Origin of the sequence: Kribbella sindirgiensis (genome assembly GCF_004331435.1) — a bacterium.
In the GTDB taxonomy this organism is placed as follows: Bacteria; Actinomycetota; Actinomycetes; order Propionibacteriales; family Kribbellaceae; genus Kribbella; species Kribbella sindirgiensis.
Map to the genome: position 1 here is coordinate 285,425 of NZ_SJKA01000003.1, position 16,837 is coordinate 302,261.

At 68.2% G+C, this 16,837-nt stretch carries 17 protein-coding genes; 11 read left to right on the forward strand and 6 right to left on the reverse strand.

Translation table 11 applies throughout. From position 1 onward, the window contains the following. Position 1: 1 nt before the first annotated feature. Both rpsI and rplM read right to left on the reverse strand, forming a co-directional pair. A complete protein-coding gene (gene rpsI / locus E0H50_RS09775; protein WP_131286310.1) occupies positions 2-523 on the reverse strand; it encodes a 30S ribosomal protein S9 in 522 nt (173 codons plus the stop codon). A 35-nt stretch (positions 524-558) separates the two neighbouring features. Beyond that, entirely contained in the window at positions 559-1,002 is a 444-nt protein-coding gene (gene rplM / locus E0H50_RS09780; protein WP_131286311.1) for a 50S ribosomal protein L13, read from the reverse strand. Positions 1,003-1,259: 257 nt separating this feature from the next. Here rplM and E0H50_RS09785 point away from each other — a divergent pair, with 257 nt between their 5' ends. Then, positions 1,260-2,573, forward strand: a complete 1,314-nt coding sequence (locus E0H50_RS09785; RefSeq protein WP_131286312.1) for a citrate synthase — start codon at positions 1,260-1,262, stop codon at positions 2,571-2,573. Between the two features lie 112 nt (positions 2,574-2,685). Here the strand turns inward: E0H50_RS09785 and E0H50_RS09790 are convergent, their stop codons facing one another. Beyond that, a complete protein-coding gene (locus tag E0H50_RS09790) occupies positions 2,686-3,504 on the reverse strand; it encodes an LLM class flavin-dependent oxidoreductase (RefSeq protein ID WP_131286313.1) in 819 nt (272 codons plus the stop codon). A gap of 302 nt (positions 3,505-3,806) precedes the next feature. On the opposite strand from E0H50_RS09790, the gene E0H50_RS09795 reads away from it, so the two are divergent. The 6 genes from E0H50_RS09795 to E0H50_RS09820 all read left to right on the forward strand — a co-directional run bounded on the left by E0H50_RS09795 (position 3,807) and on the right by E0H50_RS09820 (position 9,752). Further along, positions 3,807-4,808, forward strand: a complete 1,002-nt coding sequence (locus E0H50_RS09795) for a LacI family DNA-binding transcriptional regulator (RefSeq protein WP_131286314.1) — start codon at positions 3,807-3,809, stop codon at positions 4,806-4,808. A 44-nt stretch (positions 4,809-4,852) separates the two neighbouring features. After that, a complete protein-coding gene (locus E0H50_RS09800) occupies positions 4,853-6,124 on the forward strand; it encodes an extracellular solute-binding protein (protein WP_131286315.1) in 1,272 nt (423 codons plus the stop codon). Continuing rightward, entirely contained in the window at positions 6,121-6,969 is an 849-nt protein-coding gene (locus E0H50_RS09805) for a carbohydrate ABC transporter permease (RefSeq protein ID WP_238150871.1), read from the forward strand. Before E0H50_RS09800 ends, E0H50_RS09805 begins: the two co-directional genes overlap by 4 nt. Beyond that, entirely contained in the window at positions 6,962-7,789 is an 828-nt protein-coding gene (locus E0H50_RS09810) for a carbohydrate ABC transporter permease (protein ID WP_131286316.1), read from the forward strand. Before E0H50_RS09805 ends, E0H50_RS09810 begins: the two co-directional genes overlap by 8 nt. Before the next feature lie 11 nt (positions 7,790-7,800). Then, entirely contained in the window at positions 7,801-9,141 is a 1,341-nt protein-coding gene (locus E0H50_RS09815) for a sulfatase-like hydrolase/transferase (RefSeq protein WP_131286317.1), read from the forward strand. Positions 9,142-9,278: 137 nt separating this feature from the next. Continuing rightward, the gene (locus E0H50_RS09820) at positions 9,279-9,752 is read left to right on the forward strand and encodes a DoxX family membrane protein (RefSeq protein ID WP_131286318.1); all 474 of its coding nucleotides are present in this window, start codon (positions 9,279-9,281) and stop codon (positions 9,750-9,752) included. 35 nt (positions 9,753-9,787) lie between these two features. On the opposite strand, the gene E0H50_RS09825 is transcribed toward E0H50_RS09820, so the two are convergent. Continuing rightward, positions 9,788-10,243, reverse strand: a complete 456-nt coding sequence (locus tag E0H50_RS09825; protein ID WP_131286319.1) for a nuclear transport factor 2 family protein — start codon at positions 10,241-10,243, stop codon at positions 9,788-9,790. Between the two features lie 121 nt (positions 10,244-10,364). On the opposite strand from E0H50_RS09825, the gene E0H50_RS09830 reads away from it, so the two are divergent. Both E0H50_RS09830 and E0H50_RS09835 read left to right on the forward strand, forming a co-directional pair. Beyond that, on the forward strand, positions 10,365-10,913 hold the full coding sequence (locus tag E0H50_RS09830) for a TetR/AcrR family transcriptional regulator (protein WP_238150872.1): 549 nt from the start codon (positions 10,365-10,367) through the stop codon (positions 10,911-10,913). Further along, positions 10,910-11,878: a glycoside hydrolase family 18 protein gene (locus E0H50_RS09835; RefSeq protein WP_131286320.1), complete on the forward strand. Its 969-nt coding sequence runs from the start codon at positions 10,910-10,912 to the stop codon at positions 11,876-11,878. Before E0H50_RS09830 ends, E0H50_RS09835 begins: the two co-directional genes overlap by 4 nt. Here E0H50_RS09835 and E0H50_RS09840 read toward each other — a convergent pair. Continuing rightward, positions 11,875-13,632 carry a hypothetical protein gene (locus E0H50_RS09840; RefSeq protein WP_131286321.1) on the reverse strand — a complete coding sequence of 586 codons (1,758 nt, stop codon included), beginning with the start codon at positions 13,630-13,632 and terminating at the stop codon, positions 11,875-11,877. The genes E0H50_RS09835 and E0H50_RS09840 overlap by 4 nt on opposite strands. Before the next feature lie 37 nt (positions 13,633-13,669). Continuing rightward, positions 13,670-15,352 carry an ABC-F family ATP-binding cassette domain-containing protein gene (locus tag E0H50_RS09845; RefSeq protein ID WP_131286322.1) on the reverse strand — a complete coding sequence of 561 codons (1,683 nt, stop codon included), beginning with the start codon at positions 15,350-15,352 and terminating at the stop codon, positions 13,670-13,672. 109 nt (positions 15,353-15,461) lie between these two features. Here E0H50_RS09845 and E0H50_RS09850 point away from each other — a divergent pair, with 109 nt between their 5' ends. Both E0H50_RS09850 and E0H50_RS09855 read left to right on the forward strand, forming a co-directional pair. Continuing rightward, complete coding sequence (locus E0H50_RS09850) at positions 15,462-15,671, forward strand: hypothetical protein (RefSeq protein WP_131286323.1); 210 nt, start codon at positions 15,462-15,464, stop codon at positions 15,669-15,671. Continuing rightward, positions 15,668-16,837: a hypothetical protein gene (locus E0H50_RS09855; protein ID WP_131286324.1), complete on the forward strand. Its 1,170-nt coding sequence runs from the start codon at positions 15,668-15,670 to the stop codon at positions 16,835-16,837. The genes E0H50_RS09850 and E0H50_RS09855 overlap by 4 nt, the downstream gene beginning before the upstream one ends.

The window sequence follows — 16,837 nt, forward strand, 5'->3', positions numbered from 1 at the left end:
ATCAGCGCTTGCTGTACTGAGGCGCCTTACGGGCCTTCTTGAGACCGGCCTTCTTGCGCTCCTTGATCCGCGCGTCGCGGCTGAGCAGACCGGCCGACTTCAGGCCCTTGCGGTTGGCCTCACGGTCGGCGTCGTTCAGGCAGCGGGCCACACCCAGCTGCAGCGCACCGGCCTGGCCGGTGATCCCGCCGCCGTTGATCCGGGCGATCACGTCGTACGAGCCCTCGAGGCCCGCGACGACGAACGGCTCGTTCACGTGCTGCTGGTGGACCTTGTTCGGGAAGTAGACGTCGAGGTCCTTCCCGTTGATCTTCCACTTGCCGGTGCCCGGGACGATCCGCACGCGAGCGACGGCCTCCTTGCGACGGCCGGTGGCGCCGGCCGGGTTGATGACCGCGACCCGACCCGTCTCGGCGCGCTGCTCCGGAGCCGGGTTCGTCTCGGAGGTGTAGGCGACCGGGCCCTCGGTGTCGATGGGGACCTCGGTGTCGAACTCTTCGGTCTCGGTGGTGATGTCGCTCACGCTGTGAATCCTCGTTTACCTGGTTCGTCGATCGCTTACTGGGCGATCTGGGTGATCTCGAACGGCTTCGGCTGCTGCGCCGTGTGCGGGTGCTCCGGACCGGCGTAGACCTTCAGCTTGGTCAGCAGCTTCCGGCTCAGGCGGTTCTTCGGGAGCATGCCCCAGACGGCCTTCTCGACGGCCTTGCGCGGGTCCTTGTCGAGGATCTCGCCGATCGGCGTCGCCGTCAGACCACCCGGGTGACCCGAGTGACGGTACGCCAGCTTGTCGGTCCGCTTGGTGCCGGACAGGGCCACCTTGGAAGCGTTGACGACAACGACGAAGTCGCCGCCGTCCACGTGCGGAGCGAACGTCGGCTTGTGCTTGCCGCGCAGCAGGGTGGCGATCTGGACGGCGAGCCGACCGAGCGTGACGTCGGTGGCGTCGATCACGTGCCACTCACGAGTGACGTCAGCAGGCTTCGGGCTGTACGTGCGCACGGTCGTTGACCTTCGTTTCTCAGAGATTGAACAAACTGGACGTCGGCGAGCGGTCAGCCGACAGGACAGTGTCTGTACCGGACCTGGAACGCACAACAGCAGCCCAGAATACCGGCGTGGCCACGTTCGGGTCAAAGCGAGCCCACACGCCGAGGGGACCCCGGCTTGGAAGCAGCTGAGGACCGCACTAGTTTAGCGGTGAAGATTGCAGTCCGAATCGCGTCCCGCCGGCTGATCTACCCTCATTCATCCAGGCGATGACGCCAGCTTCCGAAGAGGGCATCGTGACCGAACAGTCGCTCACCGTCCGGGACAACCGGACCGGCAAGGACTTCGACCTTGCCATCACCGATGGCACCATCCGTGCCGCAGACCTCAAGCAGATCAGCGCATCCGACGGCGACGGTGGCCTGGCCACCTACGACCCCGGCTTCGTCAACACCGCCTCCTGCCGTTCCTCCGTCACCTTCATCGACGGCGACAAGGGCATCCTGGAGTACCGCGGGTACCCGATCGAGCAGCTCGCCGAGCAGTCGAACTACCTCGAGGTGGCCTACCTGCTGGTCAACGGCAAGCTGCCGAACAAGGCGGAGTACGAGGCCTGGGCGCACGACGTGACGTATCACACGTTCGTGCACGAGAACCTGAAGACCTTCATGCAGGGCTTCCGGTACGACGCGCACCCGATGGGCATGCTGCTGGCCTCGGTCGGCGCGCTGTCCACGTTCTACCCCGAGTCGCGCAACATCTTCGACGAGGAGTCCCGGGCGCTGCAGATCCGGCGGCTGATCGCGAAGATGCCGACGCTCGGCGCGTTCGCGTTCCGGCACGCCCAGGGCAAGCCGTACGTGTACCCGGACAACGAGCTCAGCTACACGGCGAACTTCCTGTCGATGCTGTTCAAGATGAGCGAGCCGAAGTACGCCGCCGACGACCGCCTGGTGCGGGCGCTGGAGATCCTGTTCATCCTGCACGCCGACCACGAGCAGAACGCGTCCACGAACGCGGTCCGCGCGATCGGCTCGACCCAGGTCGACCCGTACACCGCGGTCGCCGGCGGGATCGGCGCGCTCTACGGCCCGCTGCACGGCGGCGCCAACGAGGCGGTGCTGAAGATGCTCCGCCGGATCGGCTCGATCGACAACGTGCCGTCGTTCATCGAGGGCGTGAAGAACGGCGAAGAGCGGCTGATGGGCTTCGGCCACCGGGTCTACAAGAACTACGACCCGCGGGCCAAGATCATCAAGAAGGCCGCCGACGACGTCTTCGAGGTCACCGGCATCAACCCGCTGCTGAAGATCGCCGTCGAACTGGAGAAGATCGCGCTGGAGGACGAGTACTTCGTCTCCCGCAAGCTCTACCCGAACGTCGACTTCTACTCCGGCCTGATCTACGAGGCGCTGCAGTTCCCACCGGACATGTTCACCGTCCTGTTCGCGATCCCCCGCACCTCCGGCTGGCTGGCCCAGTGGCTGGAGATGCTCGGCGACGGCGACCAGAAGATCGCCCGCCCGAAACAGATCTACACCGGCGCCCGAGGCGTCCAGTACGTCCCCATGGGCGACCGCTGACCCCTCACCAACACCCCACAGCCGCCGCGAACCTCGTTTCGCGGCGGCTGTTCCTTGTCCCCGGCACGAAGGACGCCGGTACGCCGGGTTGACCTGCGACGACGTACGCCGCCTACTGTCCGGACAGCTTGGCGACGGCCGGGGCGAGCGCTTCGGCGAAGTCGGCGCCGATGACGAAGTACGAGAAGCCGATCTCTTCGCGTCGGCGCTGGATCTCTTCGGCAGCCGCCGAAGGGTCGCTCGGGAGGATGACGAGCGAGTCGGCCGCGCGGAGCGCTGCGGTGTCGAGGTCGGGCGGCGCCATGAACGGCGCGACACGGTCACCGACGGCGGCCACGTGCTGGGCGAGTTCGAGGTCGCGGCGGCCGGCGAAGTCGCGGACCCGCTGCGTGGTTTCGGCGCGGTCGTCGTCCGCGGGGAGTACGAACGTGACCGCGTCAGCGACTTCGAGCGCCAGCTCCTGCGCCTTCGGTCCGCTCACCGCCATCACCACCGGCGTGTGCAGATCGGGGCCGTCGAACTCACGGAGGGCGGTGACGGTCTCGCGCATCCGGGAGCGCCGCTCGGCGAGGGAGACGGCAGGCAGCCCCAGCTCGACCTCGATACCGGGTCGGCCGGCGCCGATCCCCATCTCGAAGCGGCCTTCGGTGAGGACCGAGAGCGAGTGCGCTTCCCACGCCGTGCTCATGGGTTCGCGCAGCGCGGCGGCATAGACCCACGAGCCGACCCGCAGATCAGCAATCGCGGCCGCGGTCGCCAGGGTGGGGGCGAGTGTCGGCTGCCAGGTAGGCACATCGGGCATCAGCAACGTCGAGTACCCGAGGTCGGCAATCCGCCGCACCCGATCCCGCCACGCCGACAGATCATCACCTACTGGAGCAACAACCCCGAAGCGAAACGGTCTGGTCACACGCTTGGCCTGCTCGGTCATCGCAGTTCTCCTTGAGTCTGAGTCCTCGTTCGGTCCCTTTGCCCTGTCCACGAACCAGCCACCCAGAATCCGACAACCCCACCCAAGAAACCTCCACACCGGCCCCGCAAGCCGTGGGTGTGAACACTCCGCGGTGGCGGTGAGCAGGCAATTACCTGTTCAGCGGCCCCGCTGGGGGTGCTCAGTACCCAGTGCGCCATCAACCACCCGCCACACCGTGTCCGTTGAGGTTGGTTAATGTCTAGCAAATTAACCAACTATGGGGTGTTGACCGGATCTGGGACCAGGTTAATGCTTTCACCATGAGTAGGGAAGGGCGTACGACGCTTCGGGACGTGGCTGATGCCGCGGGGGTTTCCGTGGCGACGTGTTCGTACGTGCTGAGTGGGCGGGCGGACCGGACGACCCCGCTTCCCGAGCCGACGCGAAAGCGGGTGGAGGAGGCCGCGCGGCGACTCGGCTACAAAGGAAATACCGCCGCTCGGAGTCTGCGGCGGCAGCGGTCGGAGTTGATTGCGATCGTTTACGCGCCACCCGTCGGACCCTGGCTGGACCACCTGACAGCGCAGTCCGAGGACATCGCCGCCGCCCACGGGTACTCGGTGATCGGGGTCCCGGTACGTCGCCTCGACCGGGCCGCCCAGTCGCTGCGGGTCATCACCCGCGGTCACGTCGACGGCGCGATCTTCGTCGGCGGTCTGAGCGACGAGCTCGACCTCACCGCGGCTCGCCGGTCCACCCGTGCCCTGATGGCCTTCAGCGACACCCTCGAACTCCCGGGTGTCGACGTCGTCCGGAACAACGCCCGTACGGCGCTCGCGGAGGCCACCGCCTACCTGATCGAGGCCGGCCGCACCCGGATCGCGTTCCTCTCCCACACGGGCGCCCAGGAGGAGCGCTACCTGGGGTACGTCGACGCGCTTCGGCAGGCGGGCCGCGAGGTCGACCCCGGCCTCGTGCGGATCGGCGCCGCCGCCCGTGAGGACGCCGTACGAGTCGTCCGCGAACTGCTCGACACACCGAACCCTCCGGACGCGATCGTCTCGGAGTCCGACCGCGGCGGGTTCGCGGCGCTGCAGGCCGCCGTCGACCGGGGCGTCAAGGTGCCGGACGACCTGGCCGTGATCGGTACCGGCAACACCCGGGAGGCGTCGTACTCCCAGCCGCCGCTGACCAGCGTCGGCATGCATCAACTCGACTTCACCGAGATGGTCGAGGCGCTGTTCGCGCGGATCGACGATCCCGCGCTGCCGGCCCGGGAGCTGTCCATGCCCTGGGTGCTGAACCACCGCGCGTCCGCGTAGCTCGCCCCCTGTGCACGCGGTACCTGCTATTCGAAAGGTTTGTCATGCCCTCGTACAACCGCCGCTCGTTCCTCCGGCTCGGCCTCGGCGTCACCGTGCTCGGCGCGGTCGGGGCGGGCTGTGCACCGGCCAAGCCCGCCTCGAAGAAGGAGGACAGCCGGACGTTCACGATCTACTGGAACGCCGGTCACGGGTACCAGGCCTACAAGCAGGTGATCGACCAGTTCGGTAAGGACCACGACCTGCAGATGAACTGGCAGAAGTTCCAGTGGCCGGACCTGACCACGAAACTGACCGCGGACTTCCGTTCCGGAAACGTTCCGGACCTGGTCGAAGAAGTTTCCGCCGGCACCGGAACGCAGTACGGACTGGCCGGCAACGTGCTGGCCCTGGACGAGTTCGCGGCGGCGGACAAGGAATTCGGTTTTCCGGGGGATTTCCTGGACCAGGCCGTCGTCGCCCGTCAGTACGAGGGCAAGACCTACTCGATCCCCCTGCACCTGACGGCCAACGGTCTGCTGTTCTACAACAAGCAACTGCTGTCGGCGGCGGGTTCCGACCAGCCGCCGTCGACCTGGGACGAGTTCCTCGAGGTGGCGAAGGCGACCACCAAGGACAAGGTGTCCGGCTGCGCGCTGAACTCGGACCCGAGCTACGCGGCGCCGTACTACAACCAGCAGAAGGTCGACTTCAGCGGCGCGGGCGCCAAGCAGTTCATGCTGCCCGCCGACGGCGCGCTCAAGACCCTGCAGTGGATGCAGGACCTGATCTACACCCACAAGGTCTCCCCCGCTCCGGTCGCGACCACCGACTACTCGGGTCCGCAGAAGCTGTTCTCCGCCAAGCGCGCCGCGATGTTCGTCTCCGGGCCGTGGGACATCGGCCCGATCCGGCAGGGCAGTCCGGACATCGAGCTCGGTCTCGCCGTACCGCTGACCGGCGCCGTGCAGTCCGCCGCGATGGCGGGCTCCGGCCTGATGATTCCGGCCAAGGCCAAGGACCCGAAGTTGTCCTGGGAGCTGATCACCAAGCTCGCCGCCGTGAAGACCGAGCTCGCTGCGACCAAGGAAGCCGGTATGTCGATGCCGCGCAAGAGCTGGGCCGCCGACCCCGCGGTGGCCGCGGACCCGAACCTCGCGACGATCGCCAAGGCCCTCGCCGTGGTGGCGAAACAAGATGTAGCGCTTTCCGCAAGCGGCAAGGCCGCGCAGGTCAACGAGCTGTGGAAGAAGGCCTACCAGCAGATGATCATCCAGCACGCGCCGGTCGGGCCCGCGCTGGACGACTTCCGCAAGCAGGCCGGGGCGGCGCTGTGATCCGTCGCCGGCAGGCGCTGACCGCCTGGCTGTTCCTCACCCCGGCAGTGCTGTTCTTCGTCCTGCTGTTCTTCCTCCCGATCGGCAACCAGCTGATGACCGGCCTGTACGACGCCGACGGCGTCTTCGCGGGCCTGAGCAACTTCAGCCGGGCCTTCCGCGACCCGGAGGTCCTGCACTCGTTCCTGATCACGCTCGCCTACGCGGCCGGCACGCTGGTCGTCGGTACGGCGGTGGGCCTCGGGCTGGCCGTCATCCTCAACCAGTCCCTGCGCGGCCGTACGCTGTTCCGCTCGGTGCTGCTGATCCCGTACCTGACGTCGGTGTCGATCATCGGCCTGCTCTGGCGGAACATCCTGGACCCGCAGGTCGGCATCCTCAACCGGCTGCTCGAGGCGGTCGGCCTGCCCGGGCAGACCTGGCTCAGCACGCATCCGCTGGCGACGATCGTCGGCATCACCGTCTGGTCCGGCGCCGGCTACACGATGGTGCTGTTCCTCGCCGGGCTGCAGGGCATCCCGGGCCTGTACTACGAGGCCGCGCGGATCGACGGCGCCGGGCCGTGGCGCCGGTTCTTCGCGATCACGCTGCCGCTGCTCGCCCCGACCACGGTCTTCGTCTCGATCATCGGGCTGATCGGCACGCTGCAGCAGTTCGCGCTGCCGTACATCGTCACCGGCGGCGGTCCCGGCAACGCGACCTCGCTGTACGCGCACCGGCTGTTCATCGTCGCGTTCAACGACAACGACTTCGGGTACGCGTCGGCGCTGTCGCTGCTGCTGCTGATCGTCGTCCTGATCCTGTCCCTGGTGCAGCTGCGGATCGGGGACCGGGCCGATGCGTGAACGACTGTTCCCCGGTGACCGCGTCGCGGCGTACGTCGTCCTCGTCGTCCTCGGCCTGGTCACGGTGCTGCCGCTGCTGTACATGATCGTGCTGGCGCTGCAGAGCGACGGCGAGGTGCAGTCCGGCGACCCGGTGCTCTGGCCGGATCACCTGCAGTGGCAGAACTTCAGCCGCTTGTTCGAGGCGGCGCCGTTCGGGCGGTTCTTCGTCAACAGCTTCGTGATGGCCGGCGCGATCACCGTCTCGCACCTGATCTTCGACCCGCTGGTCGGGTACGTGTTCGCGAAGCTGGACTTCCCCGGCAAGCGGATCGCGTTCGTCGCGGTGCTGTCGACGCTGATGGTGCCGTTCTTCGTCCGGATGCTGCCGATCTACTCGATCTTCGCGAGCCTGGGCTGGATCGACAGCTACCAGGGCCTGATCGTGCCGTTCCTGATGGATGCCTACGGCATCTTCCTGATGCGGCAGTTCATCCGGCCGCTGCCGGACGAGCTGATCGAGGCGGCCCGGGTTGACGGCGCCGGCGAGTTCCGGATCTACCTGCGGGTGATCCTGCCGCAGTGCAAGCCGGCCCTGGCGGTGCTCGGCCTGTTCACGTTCGTCTTCCAGTGGAACGAGTTCCTCTGGCCGCTGATCGCCACCAGCCGCACCGAGATGCGCACGCTGCCGATCGGTCTGACCCTGTTCAACCAGGAGTACTTCACGCAGTGGAACCTGACGGCGGCCGGTGCGCTGATCCTGTTCGTGCCGACCGCGATCTTCTTCGTGATCACCCAGAGGTTCCTGGTGGCAGGCATCGCCCTCTCCGGACTGAAATGAGACTTCCTTCGATGCGCCCCAATGTGATCGTCTTCTTCACCGACCAGCAGCGCTGGGACACCGTCGGCGCGGCCGGATGCCCGCTCGGACTGACCCCGAACCTCGACCTGATGGCCCGTCGCGGGACCTTCTTCGAGACCGCCTGCACCACCAACCCGGTCTGCGCTCCGGCCCGGGCGGCAATGCAAACCGGAATGTTTCCGACCAACACCGGCGTTTTCCGGAACAACGTTCCGCTGCCGACCGACGCGCCCACGCTGGGCCGGCTGTTCGGTGCCGCGGGTTACCGAACCGGCTACATCGGCAAGTGGCACCTGGGCACGCAGGACCCGGTGCCGACCGAGGAGCAGGCCGGGTACGAGGACTGGCTGGCCTCGAATCTGCTCGAATTCACCTCCGACGCCTACCGGACGGTGGTGTCCGACGGAAACGGGGAACCCGTTTTCCTTCCCGGCTACCGCCCGGACGCGCTGACCGACGCGGCGATCCGCTACGTGACGCGTGCGTCGGCCGACGACCGGCCGTTCATGCTCTTCCTCTCGCTGATCGAGCCACACCACCAGAACGAGCACGACGACTACCCGGCACCGGAGGTCTACCGGAACACCTACACCGGTGCGTGGCTGCCGCCGGACCTGGCAACACTGCCCGGTACGGCGCACCAGCACGCGGCCGGGTACTACGGCCAGATCAAGCGCGTCGACGAGTGCCTCGGCCGCCTGAGGGACGCTCTGGTGAGTCTTGACCTCGCCGACGACACGCTCCTGCTCTACACGTCCGACCACGGCTCACACTTCAAGACCCGGAACAGCGAGTACAAGCGCTCACCACACGACGGCTCCGTCCGCGTGCCGTTGGTCGTCGAAGGACCCGGGTACCGCGGCGGCTCGCGGGTCACCACACCGGTCAGCACGGTCGACGTCGTACCGACTCTGCTGGACGCGGCCGGGATCGAACTGCCCGACCACCTGGACGGTGTGCCGCTGCGGGAGTCCCGTCGCGACGCCGTGCTGATCCAGGTCAGTGAGTCGGAGGTCGGGCGTGCATTGCGGACCAGCCGCTGGAAGTACTACGTGCACGCGCCGGACGCCGGCGACGTACCAGCGGCCGCGACCTATACCGAGCGGGCGTTGTACGACCTCGACGCGGACCCGTACGAGCTCGACAACCTGATCGACAGCGTCAACCACCAGGAGGTCGCGGCTGAGCTGCGCAAGCGGCTCACGGACGAGATCGCCGCGATCGAAGGGCAGACGGTGTCGGTGTCGCCGTACCCGGAGCCCCGCGACCGCGGACGCTTCCCGGAGACCACGGTCCGCCGCCTGAAGCTGGACGGCCGTCGGCTGGAGTGACTACTCCCCCAGGCCTCAGGGTCTCCCTGAGTCGTACGGCGGTCGGCGTAGCGCAAGTGCCGCCGGCCGCCCGACGCGGCAGGCGGGTGGTTTTCGCGAACCTGTTCAGGACATCGATTCTGAACAGGGAGACCACCATGAACACCGTGATCCACAAGGGAAATCGGGCCGCCGAGTGGCTCGGGCAGCGTAGCGTCGACATCCTGCGAGTCAGCCTCGGGCTGATCTTCCTGGTGTTCGGCGTACTGAAGTTCTTCCCCGGGGCCAGCCCGGCGGAGGCGCTGGTGATGCGGACCATCGACACGCTGACGTTCGGCATCATCCACGGGCGGTCCGCCGTCCTGCTGACCGCGGTGATGGAGTGCTTCATCGGGCTCACGCTCGTCTCCGGCCGGCTGCTGCGGACCGGGCTGCTGGTGCTCGGCTTCTCGCTGGTCGGGATCATGTCGCCGCTGGTGCTGTTCTTCGGCGACCTGTTCCCGGGAACCCCGACGCTGGAGGCGCAGTACGTCCTGAAGGACGTCGTACTCGCGGCGGCCGGGCTCGTCGTCGCCGCGAAGGCTCTGAGCGTGATGCCGGTCCGAATTGGAGACGGCCCCGGGCGGGCTTGATGCCTCGGTCCGGGGCCGTCCGGCGCCTCTGCCGACTACGACGCGGCCGGGGCGCCCGCCGGTTCCTTCAGGTGGGCGACGAGTTCGTCCACCTGGCCGCGGGCGCGGATCATCGACAGGTGGTCGATGTAGTCCCGGGACTCCACGATCAGCCCGTCGCGCACCCGCAGGACGAAGATCGCCGGCACCCGGAACGGCTCGCCGGTGGCCACGATCGTGCCGGCGTACTCGAACTCGGCGACGATCACCTCGGGGTCGGCGGTCTGGTGCACGCGGAGGTTGTCCGGCTGGAAGCGCACCACCTCGGTGACCCGCGGGCCGACGCCGCCGAAGTGCTCGCGGAGCGCGTCCCGGCTGAGCAGCGGGTGGTCGCCGTACGGGTTCATCGGGTGCCGGACGTCGGTCTGCTCGGCGTACAGCTCCGGCAGGACGGCGAAGTCGCGGTCGGCGACACCGTGCACGAGCTTCAGGAAGACCTCTTCAGGAGTCATCGGATTCCTCACGGGTATAAACGGAGTGATGACTTCGAATATATGGAGTCGTGACTTCGTTTACAACCTCGGCGGCGTTCCGGGCGTCTTCTAGGCTGAGGGGCGACGGAGGGGAGCTGGGGTGCGAGCAGACGCACGGGACAATCGGGCCAGGATCATGACGGCCGCGGACGACGTCTTCGGGCGGTCGCCGGGGGCGTCGACCGACGATGTGGCGAGGCTGGCCGGGGTCGGGATCGCGACCGTGTTCCGGCACTTCGCGACCAAGACCGAACTACTCGAGGCTGTCCTGACGCTGCGCCTGGAGCGGATCCGCGACCGGGCCCTGGAGCTGGCCGCGAGCGACGACCCGGGTACGGCGTTCTTCGAGTTCTTCACGCAGGTCGTGTCGGAGTCCGCGTCGAAGCTCGCGATCGCCGAAGCACTGACCGCGGCGGGGGCGGCGGCCGGCGAGGAGGCCCGGGAAGCCGGACGGGGGATGCGGGAGGCCTTCAGCGGACTGCTGACGGCGGCCCAGAAGGCCGGTGCGGTCCGGGACGACGCGGAGATGCCGGAGGTCTACGCGTTGCTGATCGGCGCGTCCCGCGGCGCGACCGCGGCCAAGCTCGACCCGGAGACGCGCGACCGGATGCTCGCCCTGATCTACGACGGCCTGAAGCCTCGCCGGTGAAGCGTGCTCTCAAGATCGTCATTGCGCTGCTGCTGCTCCTGATCGTGCCGATCGGTGCTTACGGGATCTCGTTGCGCGTGCAGTACGCCGGCGACCCGACGGCCAGGACCCGCGACCAGGACGCGCTCTGGCTCGGCCACGCCTGGGTCGACGGCCGGAAGACCGGCGCCGACGTGACCGCCCTGGCGCAACGGCTGCAGGGCACCGGCATCCGCGACCTCTACGTGCACACCGGTCCGCTGGAGCATGACGGCTCGTTGCCGTTGGCAAAGGTTTCGCCGCAGGCGCGCTGGTTCGTCGACGCGATGCATGCCGCGGCTCCCGCGGTCCGCGTGCAGGCCTGGCTCGGTGATGTGGTCCAGCCTGGCAAGGACCCCGGGATGAACCTCGACGATTCGGCGGTACGCCGCCGGGTCGTCGAGTCGGCGTCCGCCGTTCTGCAGCAGGGGTTTCAGGGCATCCACTACGACTTCGAGCCGGTGCGGTCCGGGTCGAAGGGCTACCTGGCCGTGCTCGACGAGACCCGGGCGCTGGGTACGACGTTGTCGGTCGCGGCGGCGCAGATCGACCCGCTCTGGTACCTGCACGTGATCCCGATCGACAAGTGGTGGTCACAGGACTACTTCCGCCAGGTCGCGGACCGGGTCACCCAGATCGCCGTCATGTCCTACGACACCGCACAGCCGCTGGAGTCCCTGTACGGCGGGTACGTAGCCAAGCAGACCAAGCTGGCGCTGGAGGTCACCCCACCAGGTACGGACCTCCTCATGGGGCTCCCGGCGTACTGGGAGAACAACCCGTCCCACTGGGGCAACGCGGAGACGGTCAGCGCGGCAGTACGCGGCGCACGCCTCGGTCTTGGCGACTCACCTCGCCAGAACTTCGGCCTGGCCTTGTACGTCGACTTCGCGGCCACCGACGAGCACTGGGCGGCGTACCGCGACGGCTGGTGTGTGGCGCCCTAGAACGGGTTCCAGCGGGTCAGAGCGAGGATGAGCAGGCAGATCGCCACGTAGACGGCGTTGATCAGCAGTACTGGTGAGGGTCGGCGGGCGGCGGGCTCTTCCGGCAGACCGGTGCGTGAGCGCAGCCGGAGAGTTTCGAAGACGGCTGCGACGTTGGGGAGTTCCTTGTCCGCGATGCCGCCGACAACGTGCCAGTCGTCACCTGCCGCCAGGCTGAGCCCTTCGTCCTCGACCTCGACCGACTCCACGGCCCGCCACGGCACGCGCTGCTCGAACCAGCCGGTGCGAATCGTCAGCTCGGTCGCGGTCGCAGTCACCCGGTAGAACGCACGTGAACCGAGGGAGTGCACCAGCTGCGCGCCGACGAAGGTCGCCACGACGGCGCCGTACCACTCACCCCAGCTCGCGAAAGTCCCGACTGCGACCGGCGCGGCCACCAGTACGGCGACGAACGCCGGCAGATTCCACCAGGACCGGGTCTCCAGCGGCACCTCCCACGGCAGCATCGGTACGTCCCGCGCCGCCTCGACCGACGGACGGCGAGGTGCGTCCTCGTCCGGCTCGAAGTCCGTCGGTAGCCCCTCGGACTTCTCGGTGCGCCACGGCACCCGACGCGGCGCCCGGAACGGGCTGACCGGGCGGAGCGCCCGGCCACCGAGCAGAATGGTCGGCCAGCTGCCCTCGGCCAGATCGCCGACCAGCAGGGCGTCGCCGCGGTACCGCCTGAGCGTTTCCGTCCACTCCTGATTGAGCCTGGCCGGTGCGGCGTCTTCGTCCTCGTCGAGCGCGGTGAAGGCTTCGAACAGCCGGAGATCGCTCTCCGCGTCGTCCAGTTCTGCCTCGAGAAAGCCCAGCAGTACCGCGCCGTCCGCCGACCGGACCGCGAACGCAGAGGAGGCGTCCGGCTCGATCCGGACCGGCATCGCCTGTCCGTTCCACGACCCGCGCGGCCGGGCCCTACGCAGCTGGAGGTCGCCGAGCAAGAACAGGAGCGCCAGCACCCACGCGCCACCGGCCACCGTGTACCACCAGGTGTAGTCGGCGAGCTCGGCCCGCAGCCGGAGCCAGTCCGGGTCCGCAGGGTCGATCAGGACCGGGACCTGCGCACCGGTGTCGTAGTCGTCCACCACGGTCACGGTGTGGCTGCGGCCGTCGGGCAGCTGCAGAACAAGGTCCCCGTCGTCGTTCGTACCCTTCACGACAGCGGTCTGCTCGACAGCACGTCGTACATGCGTTTCCTCGCGCTGGTCCTGCCACTGCATCAGACCGAGCGCCGCAGCGCCTACCAGCACCAGGCCGCCCGCCACGAGGAGTCGGCTGGTCACACCGACCGGTGCGGCCGCCGGCACCTGCACCTGCTGTCGCGGCATCCCCGCCACCAGGGACCGTTGTCTGCGGCGGCTCGTGAAGAACCAGATCAGCAGTACGGCACACAGGACGCCGTACACGGTCCAGGCGACCCGTGCCGAGGCGACATCGTCGTACCGGAGGTCGAGGACCATGAACAGCACACCGGCGGCCGCGGCAGCGATCGGCCGCCACCACAACAGCGCGAGCGACGCGAAGCAGGCGATCATCGCCAGTGAGAACGTCCGGTCCGGACCGCAGATCGTCGGGTCCTCGATCGAGCAGCTGCTGGTGTCACCAACGACCGACGCCACAATCGCCCCGAGCCAGACCACCGGCAGAAGCCAGCGATAGATCCAGCTCGGGACAACAGCGCCGGCCCAGCGGGCAGCCAGATCGCCTGTCATCACAGTCCCCCCTCCACGGTGTGGGAGAACTCTAAGGTCAGCGGGCCCTTTCTACGCGACCTTCATCCCAGACCGGCTCGTCGGGTTCGTAGACCGAGCCGTCGGCGCCGAAGACCAGGTAGCGGTCGAAGCCGCGGGCGAACCAGCGGTCGTGGGTCACCGCGAGCACCGTGCCGTCGAACGAGTCGAGGCCCTCTTCCAGCGCCTCGGCCGACTCGACGTCCAGGTTGTCGGTGGGCTCGTCGAGGAGGAGCAGCGTCGCACCGGACAGCTCCAGGAGGAGGATCTGGAAACGGGCCTGCTGACCTCCGGACAGGCTGTCGAAGGTCTGCTCGGCCGCGTGCGCCAGCTCGTACCGGTCCAGCTTCCGCGACGCCAGCTCGCGCCCCATGCCGTCCCGGTGGTCGTCGCCGCGGTGCAGGATCTCCAGCAACGTCCGACCGACCAGCTCCGGGTGCTCGTGGGTCTGCGCGAACCAGCCAGGCCGTACGCGCGCACCGAGCTTGGCGTTGCCGGTGTGCGCCACAGACGGGATCTGTACGTCGCCGACGGGCTCGTGCTCCACATCCGGGTCCGAACCACCGTTGGCGAGCAGCCGCAGGAAGTGCGACTTCCCGGACCCGTTGGAGCCCAGTACGGCGACGCGCTCGCCGTACCAGACCTCAAGGTCGAAGGGCTTCATCAGCCCGGTCAGCTCGAGTGCGGTGCACACCACGGCCCGCTTGCCCGTGCGGCCACCGGTCAGACGCATGCTGACCTTCTGCTCGCGTGGCAAGGCCTGCGGCGGACCGGCCTCCTCGAACTTGCGCAGCCGCGTCTGCGACGCCCGGTAGCGCGACGCCATGTCGGAGTTGTACGCCGCCTTCTGCTTGTACATGAGCATCTGTGCGCGCAGCTTGGCGTGCTCCTCGTCCCAGCGCTTGCGTAGCTCCTCGAAACGCTCGAACCGGTGCCGCCGGGCCTCGTGGTAGGTCGCGAACCCGCCGCCGTGCGTCCACGCGGTGTTACCCGCCGCACCGAGCTCTACGGTGACGATGCGGGTAGCGGTGTTGGCCAGCAGCTCCCGGTCGTGGCTGATGTACAGCACGGTCTTGTCGGAGGTACGCAGCTGGTCCTCGAGCCACCGCTTCCCCGGTACGTCGAGGTAGTTGTCAGGCTCGTCCAGCATCAGGACCTCGTCCGGGCCGCGCAGCAGCGCCTCCAGCACCAGACGCTTCTGCTCACCGCCGGACAGCGTCTTCACCTCACGCCAGCGACAGCGGTCGAACGGTACGCCGAGTGCGGCCGTCGTACAGACGTCCCAGAGGACCTCCGCGTCGTACCCACCGACCTCGCCCCAGTCCGCCACGGCCTGCGCGTACCGGAGCTGGGTCTTCTCGTCGTCCGCGTCCATCATCTTCTGCTCGGCCTTGTCCAGCTTGGCCGCGGCCTGCTGGATCGCCTCCGGCGCCACACCGAGCAGCAGGTCCCGCACGGTCGACGAGTCGCGCACCGAACCGACGAACTGCCGCATCACGCCCAGCCCACCGGACCGGGAGATGCTGCCGCTGTGCGGCTTCAGGTCGCCCGAGATGATCCTGGTGAGCGTGGTCTTGCCCGAACCGTTCGCCCCGACCAGCGCGACCTTCGCACCGTCCCCGACCCGGAACGTGACGTCGTCCAGCAACACCCGCCCGTCCGGCAGCTCGAACCCCACACCGGCAACATCCACGTGACCCATCCCCCCAGTCTGACGGCCACCGCAACCCGCACGCGAACAGTTATCGTGGCGGCGGTCGAGCGACGTACCGGCCGGGCAGTCGACCCTTTGCAAGGGATGATCGGCACCGATGGACGCTTATCGGGAAGTACAGCGGCTGTACGCCGAAGCCATGATGTCGGCTGCCTCCGGGGACGAGCTGGTCGCCGAGCTCGGGGAGACGGTCCAGCGGATCGGTGACCTGCTGCCCCAAACGGCTCCGGGCGAGCGCGCCTCCGTACTGCTGATGAACAGCTCGCTCGCGGAACGGCTTGCCCGGTTGCCGAAGGAGACCCGATGAACGAGCTCCTCGAACGCGGCCCGGAGATCCCCGCGGGCACCTGGGATCACGACTGGATCTCGTCGGTCGTCGCCAAGGCCGAGGAGTACTCCGGCCGGCCTTCCCACTGGAACGGCAAGCTGTACGAGCAGCCCGGAGACGTCGCCGGCGTCTGCCTTCCCGACGGAAGCATGACGATCAGCCGCAAGCACGTCCTCGACCAGGCCCGCCCCGCCTACACCCCAGGCGAGACACTGACTTCCGACCAGCAGTTCGCGGCTGCGGAGGCGACCAGAATGGCGGTGTTCCAGGCGCGGCACTCGATGTCCGAGGTCGGGGACGACAGCCTGCCGGGCGCGACACCGCTCGAGTCGCTCGAGGACATCGCCCTCGAGAACGCCCGGTGCGACCAGTTCAGCCGGGAGTACAGCGGCCGGATCGCGGAGAGCATGACCGACCAGTCGCTGCCTCTGGTCGCTCAGGCACCGTTGTTCCCGGCGTACTCCGCGGCCACGGACCGGCTCTTGTACACGCTGGGCGGCCCCACCGGGTTGAGCCACCGCCGGCTCGGCGAACTCATCGACAGCACCGAGCGCACGCAGCGGCTGAACGCGATCGCCGACGAGGCGCTCGACCATGAGGTCGGCGAACTGGTCCCCGAGTCGCACCGCGCCGAACTGCGCGAGCACCTGACTGGGCCGCTCCGCCGCGGACTCGGCGGCCTCACGATGACGGAGATGAGCGAACTCACGCACCCCGGCTCAAAGCACAGTTGGGGCTGGGACTCGGCAGAGTGGACCGAAGTCGAGTTCAGTACGAATCTCGGCGACATCAAGGCCCATTACGAGTCCTGGGAGGCGGAGCACCCGGGCGAGGAGCCGCCGGAGCTCCCGGACTCTCTGCGCGAGACGTTCCGCGACCGCGAGGAGGAGATCCAGCAGGTCTGGGCCAGTAAGGGCTGGCCGGCGCAGCAGCCGGTCGTGGGACGCGAACAGGCGTACTACGAGCGGCTGCCCGACCATGGGCCCGTGACCGCACGAGATCAGGAGATCGCGAAGCTGCAGCAGTTCCTGTGGTCGCACACGGCACCGAGCCAGCACACCGATTCGGCAGTAGACACCGGCGGACGCCCCGACAACGTCCGGCAGATCGGCTCCGCCCGTAAGCACGGCCGCGGGGTCGAGTGA

What these genes read in the sequence shown, in the direction of transcription:
- E0H50_RS09785 (WP_131286312.1), top strand. Translation starts at nt 1,260, where the DNA reads ATGACGCCAGCTTCCGAAGAGGGCATCGTGACCGAACAGTCGCTCACC.
- E0H50_RS09790 (WP_131286313.1), bottom strand. Translation starts at nt 3,504, where the DNA reads ATGACCGAGCAGGCCAAGCGTGTGACCAGACCGTTTCGCTTCGGGGTT.
- E0H50_RS09795 (WP_131286314.1), top strand. Translation starts at nt 3,807, where the DNA reads ATGAGTAGGGAAGGGCGTACGACGCTTCGGGACGTGGCTGATGCCGCG.
- E0H50_RS09800 (WP_131286315.1), top strand. Translation starts at nt 4,853, where the DNA reads ATGCCCTCGTACAACCGCCGCTCGTTCCTCCGGCTCGGCCTCGGCGTC.
- E0H50_RS09810 (WP_131286316.1), top strand. Translation starts at nt 6,962, where the DNA reads ATGCGTGAACGACTGTTCCCCGGTGACCGCGTCGCGGCGTACGTCGTC.
- E0H50_RS09815 (WP_131286317.1), top strand. Translation starts at nt 7,801, where the DNA reads ATGCGCCCCAATGTGATCGTCTTCTTCACCGACCAGCAGCGCTGGGAC.
- E0H50_RS09820 (WP_131286318.1), top strand. Translation starts at nt 9,279, where the DNA reads ATGAACACCGTGATCCACAAGGGAAATCGGGCCGCCGAGTGGCTCGGG.
- E0H50_RS09825 (WP_131286319.1), bottom strand. Translation starts at nt 10,243, where the DNA reads ATGACTCCTGAAGAGGTCTTCCTGAAGCTCGTGCACGGTGTCGCCGAC.
- E0H50_RS09840 (WP_131286321.1), bottom strand. Translation starts at nt 13,632, where the DNA reads ATGACAGGCGATCTGGCTGCCCGCTGGGCCGGCGCTGTTGTCCCGAGC.
- E0H50_RS09845 (WP_131286322.1), bottom strand. Translation starts at nt 15,352, where the DNA reads ATGGGTCACGTGGATGTTGCCGGTGTGGGGTTCGAGCTGCCGGACGGG.
- E0H50_RS09850 (WP_131286323.1), top strand. Translation starts at nt 15,462, where the DNA reads ATGGACGCTTATCGGGAAGTACAGCGGCTGTACGCCGAAGCCATGATG.
- E0H50_RS09855 (WP_131286324.1), top strand. Translation starts at nt 15,668, where the DNA reads ATGAACGAGCTCCTCGAACGCGGCCCGGAGATCCCCGCGGGCACCTGG.